Below are 12093 nucleotides of genomic sequence, written 5' to 3'. Positions count from 1 at the left end.
ATGGGCGCCCTGCGCATGCTGTTCACCCTGGCGCTGCTGCTGGCTGCGCCATTGGCCCTGGCCGCCGACCCTTTGTCGATACCGGCCATCACCCTGTCCAGCGGGGCGGACGGGCAGCAGGAGTACTCGGTCAGCCTGCAGATCCTGCTGATCATGACGGCGCTGAGCTTCATCCCGGCGTTCGTCATCCTGATGACCAGCTTCACCCGCATCATCATCGTCTTCTCCATCCTGCGTCAGGCGCTGGGCTTGCAGCAGACCCCGTCCAACCAGGTGCTCACCGGCATGGCGCTGTTCCTGACCATGTTCATCATGGCGCCGGTGTTCGACCGGGTGAACAAGGACGCCCTGCAGCCGTACCTGGCCGAGCAGATGACCGCCCAGCAGGCGATCGACAAGGCCCAGGGGCCGCTTAAGGACTTCATGCTGGCGCAAACCCGGCAAAGCGACCTCGACCTGTTCATGCGCCTGTCCAAGCGCACCGATATCGCCGGCCCCGACCAGGTGCCGCTGACCATCCTGGTCCCGGCCTTCGTCACCTCGGAGCTCAAGACCGCGTTCCAGATCGGCTTCATGATCTTCATCCCGTTCCTGATCATCGACATGGTGGTCGCCAGTGTGCTGATGGCCATGGGTATGATGATGCTGTCGCCACTGATCATTTCGCTGCCGTTCAAGATCATGCTGTTTGTGCTGGTCGATGGTTGGGCGCTGATCATGGGTACCCTGGCCGGCAGTTTCGGCGGTGTCTGACACCCACAAGGAGAGCCTGACATGACGCCAGAAGTCGCAGTCGACCTGTTCCGTGACGCGTTGTGGCTGACCACGCTGATGGTGGCGGTGCTGGTGGTGCCGAGCCTGCTGGTCGGCCTGGTGGTGGCGATGTTCCAGGCCGCCACCCAGATCAACGAACAGACCCTGAGCTTCCTGCCACGCCTGCTGGTGATGCTGATCACGCTGATCGTCGCCGGGCCCTGGCTGGTGCAGAAGTTCATGGAATACATCACCGGGCTGTACACCAACATCCCGCACCTGATCGGTTGACGCCGCCATGCTGGAGTTGACCAACGCGCAGATCGGCACCTGGGTCGCCACCTTCATCCTGCCGCTGTTCAGGGTGACGGCGGTGCTGATGACCATGCCGATCTTCGGCACCAAGATGCTGCCGGCCCGGGTTCGCCTTTACGCGGCCGTGGCAATCACCGTGGTGATAGTGCCGGGCCTGCCGCCCATCCCCGAATTCGAACCGCTGAGCCTGCGCGGCCTGCTGCTGTGCGCCGAGCAGGTCATCGTCGGGGCGTTGTTCGGTTTCTCCTTGCAGCTGTTGTTCCAGGCCTTCGTGATTGCCGGGCAGATCGTCGCGGTGCAGATGGGTATGGCCTTCGCGTCGATGGTCGACCCGGCCAACGGCGTCAACGTCACGGTGATCAGCCAGTTCCTGACCATGCTGGTGAGCGTGCTGTTCCTGTTGATGAACGGGCATCTGGTGGTGTTCGAGGTACTGACCGAGAGTTTCACCACGCTGCCGGTGGGCAGCGCCCTGGTGGTCAATCACTTCTGGGAGATGGCCGGGCGCCTGAGCTGGGTGATGGGCGCCGCATTGCTGCTGATCCTGCCGGCGATCGCCGCGTTGCTGGTGGTCAACATCGCCTTCGGCGTGATGACCCGTGCCGCGCCCCAGTTGAACATCTTTTCCATCGGTTTCCCGCTCACCCTGGTGCTGGGCATGGGGATCTTCTGGGTCGGCCTGGCCGACATTCTTTCTCACTACCAGGCACTGGCCAGCGAAGCGCTGCAGTGGCTGCGTGAACTGGCACGGGCGCGCTGAGCATGGCCGAAAGCGAGAGCGGGCAGGACAAGACAGAGGAACCCACCGAAAAGCGCAAAAAAGACGCGCGGGAAAAAGGTGAGATCGCCCGTTCCAAGGAGCTGAACACGGTTGCCGTGACCCTGGCGGGAGCGGGCGGCATTCTGGCCTTCGGCGGCAGCCTGGCAGAAAGCCTGATGGACCTGATGCGCATGAACTTCACCCTGACCCGCGAAGTGATCGTGGATGAGCGCAGCATGGGGGCGTTCCTGCTGGCATCGGGCAAGATGGCCATCTGGTCGGTGCAGCCGATCCTGATCCTGCTGTTCGTCATATCCTTCGTCGCGCCCATAGCCCTGGGCGGTTTCCTGTTCTCCGGCAGCCTGATGCAACCCAAATTCAGCCGCTTGAACCCGCTGTCGGGGATCAAGCGCATGTTCTCGATGAATTCGCTGACCGAGCTGCTCAAGGCCCTTGCCAAGTTCATCATGATCCTGATGGTGGCGCTGGTGGTGCTGGTCAGTGACCGTGAGGCGCTGCTGGCCATCGGCAAGATGCCGATGGAGCTGGCGATCATCCAGGCGCTCCAGGTGGTCGGTTGGAGTGCCTTGTGGATGGCTGCGGGGTTGCTGCTGATCGCTGGGCTCGACGTGCCGTACCAGCTCTGGCAGTCGCACAAGAAGCTGAAGATGACCAAGCAGGAAGTGACCGACGAGTACAAGAACTCCGAGGGCAAGCCCGAGGTCAAGCAGCGCATACGCCAGCTGCAGCGCGAGATGTCGCAGCGGCGCATGATGGCGGCGGTGCCCGATGCCGACGTGATCATCACCAACCCGACCCACTACGCCGTGGCCTTGCAGTACGACCCGGAAAAAGGCAGTTCGGCGCCGCTGCTGCTGGCCAAGGGCACAGACTTCATGGCCTTGAAGATTCGCGAGATCGGCGTCGAGCACAAGGTGCAGATCCTCGAGTCGCCGGCCCTGGCGCGGGCAATCTACTACTCCACGGAAATCGAGCAGGAAATCCCCGCCGGCTTGTACATGGCGGTGGCGCAGGTACTGGCGTACGTGTTCCAGATCCGCCAGTACCGCGCCGGCAGGGGCAAGCCGCCGGAGCCATTGAAGAAGGATCTGCCCATCCCCGACGACCTGCGGCGCGACAGCTGACCCGGGCGTTCGCGGTTCAGAGTTCGCTGACGAAGGTCCCGGTGCCGTCGAGGATGTTGCGCAGGGTCAGCGCCACTTCGTCCAGGTCGGTGCCGGCGGAAGTCAGGATGATTTCCAGCGCCTCATCGCCCTTCAGCGCGTCACGGTCGCCTGCGGCCACCTCGATCAGCAGCCGCGACTCACTCAAGGTCACCTTCAGCCCATCCAGGGTCGACGGCTCGTCATCCAGGGTCAGGTCGACCGTGTCCTCGTCCGGGTAACGGGTCAGCAGGAACATCTGGCCCTTGTCGCTGTGGCAGCACAGGGTCGCCATGTTGTCTTCCTCGTCGTCACAAGGGGTGGCGAAGAGCAGGGCGGTTTTCAATTGCATGGGCGGCTCGGGTCGGTAGTCAAAGGCGCAAGCTTCAGCTTCAAGGTTCGGCAGGTCAAGCGCGGCGGCGCAAATCTCGGATTTTGCCGATTGCGGCGCGAAGCTTGCAGGCCGAGGCTTGCTGCCGGTCATTGACCGAATATGTCGCAGCGCTGCAAGCCGGAGTGACCGTTCAGTCGTTAAGCTCCCCAGTCGATGGGTTCCCGTAAAGGCACAGCCACCGGGCAGTCGCTTTTGCAGGTACCCAACGCTTCCGTCTTGCCACGGGTTGGCTATGGTTGATCCGTACAAGGCGCACGCACGCGACGCTTCACCTATAAAAGCCCAAGCGGAGTACCACAGATGGCGTTCTTCACCGCAGCCAGCAAAGCCGACTTCCAGCATCAACTGCAAGCGGCCCTGGCGCAGCACATCAGCGAACAGTCCCTGCCACAAGTTGCACTGTTCGCCGACCAGTTCTTCGGCATCATCTCTCTGGACGAACTCACTCAGCGGCGGCTTTCCGACCTCGCCGGCTGCACGCTTTCCGCCTGGCGCATCATCGAGCGCTTCGACCCCGAAAACCCGCAGGTGCGGGTCTACAACCCTGATTACGAACGCCACGGTTGGCAATCCACCCACACCGTGGTCGAGGTGCTGCACCACGACCTGCCGTTCCTGGTCGACTCGGTGCGTACCGAACTCAACCGCCGCGGCTACAGCATCCACACCCTGCAGACCACCGTGCTCAGCGCACGCCGAGGCAGCAAGGGCGAACTGCTCGAGCTGCTGCCCAAGGGCACCCAGGGCGAGGGCGTCAGCCACGAATCGCTGATGTACCTGGAGATCGACCGCTGCTCCAACAGCGCCGAGCTCACGACCTTGGCCAAGGAGCTGGAGCAGGTGCTGGCCGAAGTGCGTGGCGTGGTCGCCGACTTCGAGCCGATGAAGGCCAAGATCCATGAACTGCTGGCACTGGTCGAACAGAACGCCTTTGGCCCGGAGCAGAACGACAAGGCAGAGGTGAAGAGCTTCCTGTCGTGGCTGCTGGACAACCATTTCACCTTCCTCGGCTATGAAGAGTTCACCGTCCAGGCCGATGCCGACGGTGGCCACCTGGTCTACGACGACGCCTCCTTCCTCGGTCTGACCCGCCTGCTGCGTGCCGGCCTGGGTGCCGATGACCTGCGCATCGAGGACTACGCCGTCGCCTACCTGCGCGAGCCGCGCCTGCTGTCGTTCGCCAAGGCCTCGCAACCGAGCCGCGTGCACCGCCCGGCCTACCCGGACTATGTGTCGATCCGCCAGATCGACGCAGACGGCAATGTGCTCAAGGAATGCCGCTTCATGGGCCTGTACACCTCGTCGGTGTACGGCGAGAGCGTGCATACCATCCCTTACATTCGCGGCAAGGTGGCCGAAGTCGAGCGCCGCTCGCACTTCGACCCCAAGGCCCACCTGGGCAAGGAGCTGGCGCAGGTCCTCGAGGTGCTGCCGCGCGACGACCTGTTCCAGACCCCGGTCGACGAGCTGTTCAGCACCGCCATGTCGATCGTGCAGATCCAGGAGCGCAACAAGATCCGCGTGTTCCTGCGCAAGGACCCGTACGGCCGCTTCTGCTACTGTCTGGCCTACGTGCCTCGCGAGATCTACTCCACCGAAGTGCGGCAGAAGATCCAGCAGGTGCTGATGGAGCGCCTGAAGGCCACCGACTGCGAATTCTGGACCTTCTTCTCCGAATCGGTGCTGGCCCGCGTGCAGTTGATCCTGCGCGTCGACCCGAAGAACCGCATCGATATCGACCTGCAGCAGCTGGAAAACGAAGTGATCCAGGCTTGCCGCTCGTGGCATGACGATTACTCGGCGCTGGTGGTGGAAAACTTCGGCGAAGCCCAGGGCACCAACATCCTCGATGACTTCCCGAAAGGCTTCCCGGCCGGCTACCGCGAGCGCTTCGCCGCCCATTCGGCGGTGGTCGACATGCAGCACGTGTTGAGCCTGTCGGAACACAAACCGCTGGCCATGAGCTTCTACCAGCCGCTCACGCAACTCGGTGAGCGCACGCTGCACTGCAAGCTGTACCACGCCGATACGCCGCTGGCGCTGTCGGACGTGCTGCCGATCCTGGAAAACCTCGGCCTGCGCGTGCTCGGCGAGTTCCCTTACCGCCTGCGCCATGCCAATGGCCGTGAGTTCTGGATCCACGACTTCGCCTTCACCTACAGCGAAGGCCTGAACCTGGATATCCAGCAGCTCAACGACACCTTCCAGGACGCCTTCGTCCACATCGTCAAGGGCGACGCCGAGAACGACGCCTTCAACCGCCTGGTGCTGACCGCCGGCCTGCCGTGGCGCGACGTGGCGCTGCTGCGCGCCTATGCCCGGTACCTGAAGCAGATCCGCCTGGGCTTCGACCTGGGTTACATCGCCAGCACCCTGAACAACCACACCGACATCGCCCGCGAGCTGACCCGGTTGTTCAAGACCCGTTTCTACCTGGCGCGCAAGCTCACCCAGGAAGACCTCGACGACAAGCAGCTGCGCCTGGAACAGGCGATCCTCACCGCCCTGGACGACGTGCAGGTGCTCAACGAGGACCGCATCCTGCGGCGCTACCTGGACCTGATCAAGGCCACCCTGCGCACCAACTTCTACCAGCCGGACGCCAACGGCCAGAACAAGTCGTACTTCAGCTTCAAGTTCAACCCCAAGCTGATCCCCGAACTGCCCAAGCCGGTGCCGAAATTCGAGATCTTCGTCTATTCGCCGCGGGTCGAGGGCGTGCACCTGCGCTTCGGCAACGTTGCCCGTGGCGGCCTGCGCTGGTCGGACCGCGAAGAAGACTTCCGCACCGAAGTGCTGGGCCTGGTCAAGGCCCAGCAGGTGAAGAACTCGGTGATCGTGCCGGTGGGCGCCAAGGGCGGCTTCCTGCCGCGCCGCCTGCCGCTGGGCGGCAGCCGTGACGAGATCGCCGCCGAGGGCGTGGCGTGCTACCGCATCTTCATCTCCGGCCTGCTCGACATCACCGACAACCTCAAGGACGGTGGCGTGGTGCCGCCTGCGAACGTGGTGCGTCACGATGACGACGACCCGTACCTGGTGGTCGCCGCGGACAAAGGCACCGCGACCTTCTCCGATATCGCCAATGGCATCGCCATCGACTACGGCTTCTGGCTGGGCGATGCGTTCGCCTCGGGCGGCTCGGCCGGTTATGACCACAAGAAGATGGGCATCACCGCCCGTGGCGCCTGGGTGGGCGTGCAGCGCCACTTCCGCGAGCGCGGCATCAACGTGCAGGAAGACCCGATCACCGTGGTGGGTGTCGGCGACATGGCCGGTGACGTGTTCGGCAACGGCCTGCTGATGTCGGAAAAACTGCAGTTGGTGGCGGCTTTCAACCACTTGCACATCTTCATCGATCCGAACCCGGACCCGGCCACCAGCTTCGTCGAGCGCAAGCGCCTGTTCGACCTGCCGCGCTCGGCCTGGAGCGACTACGACACCAGCATCATGTCCGAAGGCGGCGGGATCTTCCCGCGCAGCGCCAAGAGCATCGCCATCAGCCCGCAGATGAAGGAACGCTTCGCCATCGAAGCCGACCGCCTGACCCCTACCGAGCTGTTGCACGCCCTGCTGCAGGCACCGGTCGACCTGCTGTGGAACGGCGGTATCGGCACCTACGTCAAGGCCAGCAGCGAAAGCCACGCCGATGTCGGCGACAAGGCCAACGATGCCCTGCGCGTCAACGGCAACGAACTGCGCTGCAAGGTGGTGGGCGAGGGCGGCAACCTGGGCATGACCCAGCTGGGCCGCGTCGAGTTCGGCCTCAATGGCGGCGCCACCAACACCGACTTCATCGACAACGCCGGTGGTGTGGACTGCTCCGACCACGAGGTCAACATCAAGATCCTGCTCAACGAAGTGGTGCAGGCCGGCGACATGACCGAGAAGCAGCGTAACCAGCTGCTGGGCAGCATGACCGACGAAGTGGCCGGGCTGGTGCTGGGCAACAACTACAAGCAGACGCAAGCGCTGTCGCTGGCCGCGCGCCGCGCCCGCGAGCGGATTGCCGAGTACAAGCGCCTGATGGCCGACCTCGAGGCCCGTGGCAAGCTGGACCGCGCCATCGAGTTCCTGCCGAGCGAAGAGCAGCTGGCCGAGCGCCTGGCCGCAGGCCAGGGCCTGACCCGCGCCGAGCTGTCGGTGCTGATCTCGTACAGCAAGATCGACCTCAAGGAGCAACTGCTCAAGTCGCTGGTGCCGGACGACGACTACCTCACCCGCGACATGGAGACTGCCTTCCCGCCGTCGCTGGTGACCAAGTACGCCGACTCCATGCGCGGCCACCGCCTGAAACGCGAGATCGTCAGCACCCAGATCGCCAACGACCTGGTCAACAACATGGGCATCACCTTCGTGCAGCGCCTGAAGGAGTCCACCGGCATGAGCCCGGCCAACGTGGCCGGCGCCTATGTGATCGTGCGCGACATCTTCCACCTGCCGCACTGGTTCCGTCAGATCGAGGCCCTCGACTACCAGGTGCCGGCCGAGATCCAGCTGACCCTGATGGACGAGCTGATGCGCCTGGGCCGCCGCGCCACCCGCTGGTTCCTGCGCAGCCGCCGCAACGAGCAGGACGCTGGCCGTGACGTCGCCCACTTCGGGCCGAAGATCGCCCAGCTTGGGCTCAAGCTCGACGAACTGCTCGAAGGCCCGACCCGAGAGCGTTGGATGGTCCGCTACCAGGGCTTCGTCGAAGCCGGTGTGCCGGAGCTGCTGGCGCGTATGGTTGCTGGTACCACGCACCTGTACACCCTGCTGCCGATCATCGAAGCGTCCGACGTGACCGGGCATGATCCAGCACAGGTGGCCAAGGCGTTCTTCGCCGTGGGCAGCTCGCTTGACCTGACCTGGTACCTGCAGGAAATCAGCAACCTGCCGGTGGAAAACAACTGGCAGGCGCTGGCCCGCGAAGCGTTCCGTGACGATATCGACCTGCAGCAGCGGGCGATCACCATCTCGGTATTGCAGATGGCCGATGCGCCGGAAGACATGGACGCCCGCGTGGCCCTGTGGTGCGAGCAGCACCGGGTGATGGTGGAGCGCTGGCGCGCCATGCTCGACGACCTGCGCAACGCCACCGGTACCGACTATGCGATGTACGCGGTGGCCAACCGTGAGCTGGTCGACCTGGCGATGAGCGGGCAGGCGGCGGTGATTCCGTCCTGAGCCTTGCGTTGAGGTAAAAGAAAGCCCCGGCAGTGATGCCGGGGCTTTTCATTTGTCTGGGGGAGGCGTGGGAGCGGGCTTGCCCCGCGATAGCGTCGGGCCAGGCCATGGTTAATCGCGGGGCAAGCCCGCTCCCACGCTATTCCCACAGGTTCGCAGCGGCTTACTTGAATCTGCGCTCCACCCCTTTCTCCACCAGGATCTTTGCCGAAATCTCTTCCACCGAAAAATGCGTGGAATTGATGTTGGGAATGTTCTCCCGGCGGAACAGGCTTTCCACCTCGCGCACCTCGAACTCGCACTGGGCGAAGCTCGAATAGCGGCTGTTGGGCTTGCGTTCGTGGCGGATGGCGGTCAGGCGGTCGGGGTCGATGGTCAGGCCGAACAGCTTGTTGTGGTGCTTCTTCAGCACCGCCGGCAGCTGCAGGCGCTCCATGTCGTCCTCGGTCAACGGGTAGTTGGCGGCGCGGATACCGAACTGCATGGCCATGTACAGGCAGGTCGGGGTCTTGCCGCAGCGTGACACGCCGACCAGGATCAGGTCGGCCTTGTCGTAGTAATGGGTCCGCGCGCCGTCGTCGTTGTCGAGGGCGAAGTTGACCGCCTCGATACGCTCCATGTAGTTGGAATTGCCGCCGATCGAGTGGGATTTGCCCACGGAGTAGGACGAGTGGGCGGTCAATTCCTGCTCGAGCGGGGATAAGAACGTCGAAAAGATGTCGATCATGAAGCCATTGGACGTGGCCATGACTTCGCGGATGTCCTGGTTGACGATGGTGTCGAAGATGATCGGGCGAACCCCGTCACGTTCGGCTGCCGCGTTGATTTGCTGAACCATGGCCCGGGCCTTGTCCAGCGTATCGATGTAAGGGCGCGTGAATTTACTGAATGGAATGCTCTCGAACTGTGCGAGCAGGCTCTGTCCCAGCGTTTCCGCAGTGATGCCGGTACCGTCGGAGATGAAAAACGCAGTTCGTTTCATTTGCGATGGGGGCCTCAGTCTGTAGGAATTTACGGATCTATGGTAGGTTTTGTTCGCCGAAGGCGGTTGCTCGGCATTCTCACTTATTTTCCAGGTCCAGGCCACAAGCGTCCCGGCCCAGTCGCAGAGCAGACAGGCGGGCGCCCTTGAGCTTTTCCAATACAGTTAGTGGAGAGATCACCTTGGTAGAGTACGTAGTTTCCCTCGATAAGCTCGGCGTCCATGATGTGGAGCATGTGGGGGGCAAGAACGCATCCCTGGGCGAGATGATCAGCAATCTTGCCGGTGCCGGCGTTTCGGTGCCGGGCGGCTTTGCCACTACGGCTCAGGCGTACCGCGACTTTCTCGATCAGAGTGGGCTGAACGACCGTATCCACGCCGCGCTCGACGCGCTGGACGTCGATGACATCAATGCCCTGACCAAGACCGGCGCACAAATCCGCCAGTGGGTCATGGAGGCCGAATTCCCGGCACGCCTGGATGCGGAAATCCGTACGGCCTTCGCCGAAATGGCCGCCGGCAACGACAACATGGCGGTCGCCGTGCGTTCCTCGGCCACTGCCGAAGACCTGCCGGACGCCTCGTTCGCCGGCCAGCAGGAAACCTTCCTTAATATCCGTGGCGTCGACAACGTGATCCGCGCGGCCAAGGAAGTCTTCGCCTCGCTGTTCAACGACCGTGCCATCGCCTACCGCGTGCACCAGGGCTTCGACCACAAGCTGGTCGCCCTGTCCGCCGGCGTGCAGCGCATGGTCCGCTCCGAAACCGGCACTGCCGGCGTGATGTTCACCCTCGACACCGAGTCGGGCTTCCGTGACGTGGTGTTCATCACCGGCGCCTACGGCCTGGGTGAAACCGTCGTGCAGGGTGCGGTCAACCCGGACGAATTCTACGTGCACAAGAACACCTTGCAGGCCGGTCGCCCGGCGATCCTGCGCCGCAACCTGGGCAGCAAGGCGATCAAGATGGTCTACGGCGACGAAGCCAAGGCCGGCCGTTCGGTCAAGACCGTCGAAGTCGACCGCGCCGAACGCGCACGCTTCTGCCTGAGCGACGCCGAAGTGGCCGAACTGGCCAAGCAGGCGATGATCATCGAGCAGCACTACCAGCGCCCTATGGACATCGAGTGGGCCAAGGACGGTGACGACGGCAAGCTGTACATCGTTCAGGCCCGCCCTGAGACCGTGAAGAGCCGTGCCAGTGCCAATGTCATGGAGCGCTACCTGCTCAAGGAAAAAGGCACCGTGCTGGTCGAAGGCCGTGCCATCGGCCAGCGCATCGGCGCCGGCAAGGTGCGGGTGATCAAGGATGTGTCGGAAATGGACAAGGTCCAGCCCGGCGACGTGTTGGTCTCGGACATGACCGACCCGGATTGGGAGCCAGTGATGAAGCGTGCCAGCGCCATCGTCACCAACCGCGGCGGGCGTACCTGCCACGCGGCGATCATTGCGCGTGAACTGGGTATCCCGGCGGTGGTCGGTTGCGGCAACGCCACCCAGGTGCTCAAAGATGGCCAGGGCGTGACCGTGTCCTGCGCCGAAGGCGACACCGGCTTCATCTTCGAAGGCGAGCTGGGCTTCGACGTCAAGCAGAACTCGGTGGACGCCATGCCGGAGCTGCCGTTCAAGATCATGATGAACGTGGGCAACCCGGACCGCGCGTTCGACTTCGCCCAGCTGCCCAACGAAGGTGTGGGCCTGGCGCGCCTGGAGTTCATCATCAACCGCATGATCGGCGTGCACCCCAAGGCGCTGCTGAACTACGCGGGCCTGCCGCCGGAGCTCAAAGAGAGCGTCGACAAGCGCATCGCCGGCTACAGCGACCCGGTCGGCTTCTATGTCGAGAAGCTGGTCGAGGGCATCAGCACCCTGGCCGCAGCCTTCTACCCGAAAAAGGTGATCGTGCGCCTGTCGGACTTCAAGTCCAACGAATACGCCAACCTGATCGGCGGCAAACTGTACGAGCCGGAAGAAGAAAACCCGATGCTGGGCTTCCGCGGCGCCTCGCGCTACATCAGCGAGTCGTTCCGTGACTGCTTCGAGCTCGAATGCCGCGCCCTCAAGCGCGTGCGCAACGAGATGGGCCTGACCAACGTCGAGATCATGGTGCCGTTCGTGCGCACCCTGGGCGAAGCCAGCCAGGTCGTCGACCTGCTCGCCGAAAACGGCCTGGCCCGTGGCGACAACGGCCTGCGCGTGATCATGATGTGCGAGCTGCCGTCCAACGCGATTCTGGCCGAAGAGTTCCTCGAGTACTTCGACGGTTTCTCGATCGGTTCCAACGACCTGACCCAGCTCACCCTGGGCCTGGACCGCGACTCGGGGATCATCGCCCACCTGTTCGACGAGCGTAACCCTGCGGTCAAGAAGCTGCTGGCCAACGCCATCGCCGCGTGCAACAAGGCTGGCAAGTACATCGGCATCTGCGGCCAAGGCCCATCGGACCACCCGGACCTGGCCAAGTGGCTGATGGAGCAGGGCATCGAGAGCGTGTCGCTGAACCCGGACTCGGTGCTCGAGACCTGGTTCTTCCTGGCCGAAGGCCAGGGCGCAGCCTGATG

The 12093-nt window shown here is 63.5% G+C and carries 8 protein-coding genes; 6 read left to right on the top strand and 2 right to left on the bottom strand.

Features of this window, described 5'->3' with window-relative positions; all coding sequences use genetic code 11:
* Genes fliP through flhB form a run of 4 tightly spaced genes read left to right on the top strand, consistent with a single transcriptional unit; the run spans position 1 to position 2973 of the window.
* Positions 1-753, top strand: coding sequence for a flagellar type III secretion system pore protein FliP (fliP, locus tag ACO6VM_RS09170; protein WP_110991958.1), 753 nt, complete (start codon positions 1-3; stop codon positions 751-753).
* A 21-nt stretch (positions 754-774) separates the two neighbouring features.
* Positions 775-1044: a flagellar biosynthesis protein FliQ gene (gene fliQ / locus ACO6VM_RS09165; protein ID WP_110991846.1), complete on the top strand. Its 270-nt coding sequence runs from the start codon at positions 775-777 to the stop codon at positions 1042-1044.
* Positions 1045-1051: 7 nt separating this feature from the next.
* Positions 1052-1828: a flagellar biosynthetic protein FliR gene (gene fliR, locus ACO6VM_RS09160; protein WP_390967286.1), complete on the top strand. Its 777-nt coding sequence runs from the start codon at positions 1052-1054 to the stop codon at positions 1826-1828.
* A gap of 2 nt (positions 1829-1830) precedes the next feature.
* A complete protein-coding gene (gene flhB, locus ACO6VM_RS09155; protein ID WP_401056370.1) occupies positions 1831-2973 on the top strand; it encodes a flagellar biosynthesis protein FlhB in 1143 nt (380 codons plus the stop codon).
* Positions 2974-2989: 16 nt separating this feature from the next.
* On the opposite strand, the gene ACO6VM_RS09150 is transcribed toward flhB, so the two are convergent.
* Positions 2990-3343, bottom strand: coding sequence for a hypothetical protein (locus ACO6VM_RS09150; RefSeq protein WP_153785104.1), 354 nt, complete (start codon positions 3341-3343; stop codon positions 2990-2992).
* A gap of 342 nt (positions 3344-3685) precedes the next feature.
* Between ACO6VM_RS09150 and ACO6VM_RS09145 the strand changes: the two genes are divergently transcribed.
* Complete coding sequence (locus ACO6VM_RS09145; RefSeq protein WP_422403170.1) at positions 3686-8551, top strand: NAD-glutamate dehydrogenase; 4866 nt, start codon at positions 3686-3688, stop codon at positions 8549-8551.
* Positions 8552-8714: 163 nt separating this feature from the next.
* Here ACO6VM_RS09145 and ppsR read toward each other — a convergent pair whose 3' ends face one another.
* On the bottom strand, positions 8715-9533 hold the full coding sequence (gene ppsR / locus ACO6VM_RS09140) for a posphoenolpyruvate synthetase regulatory kinase/phosphorylase PpsR (protein WP_401056366.1): 819 nt from the start codon (positions 9531-9533) through the stop codon (positions 8715-8717).
* Positions 9534-9715: 182 nt separating this feature from the next.
* Here ppsR and ppsA point away from each other — a divergent pair, with 182 nt between their 5' ends.
* Positions 9716-12091, top strand: a complete 2376-nt coding sequence (gene ppsA, locus ACO6VM_RS09135; RefSeq protein ID WP_422403169.1) for a phosphoenolpyruvate synthase — start codon at positions 9716-9718, stop codon at positions 12089-12091.
* The last annotated feature ends 2 nt before the right edge of the window (positions 12092-12093 follow it).

It is taken from the genome of Pseudomonas sp. GZD-209, assembly GCF_049310485.1.
In the GTDB taxonomy this organism is placed as follows: domain Bacteria; phylum Pseudomonadota; class Gammaproteobacteria; order Pseudomonadales; family Pseudomonadaceae; genus Aquipseudomonas; species Aquipseudomonas sichuanensis.
Note: the sequence above shows the minus strand (reverse complement) of the source record. Positions and strands in the feature narration are given on the sequence as shown.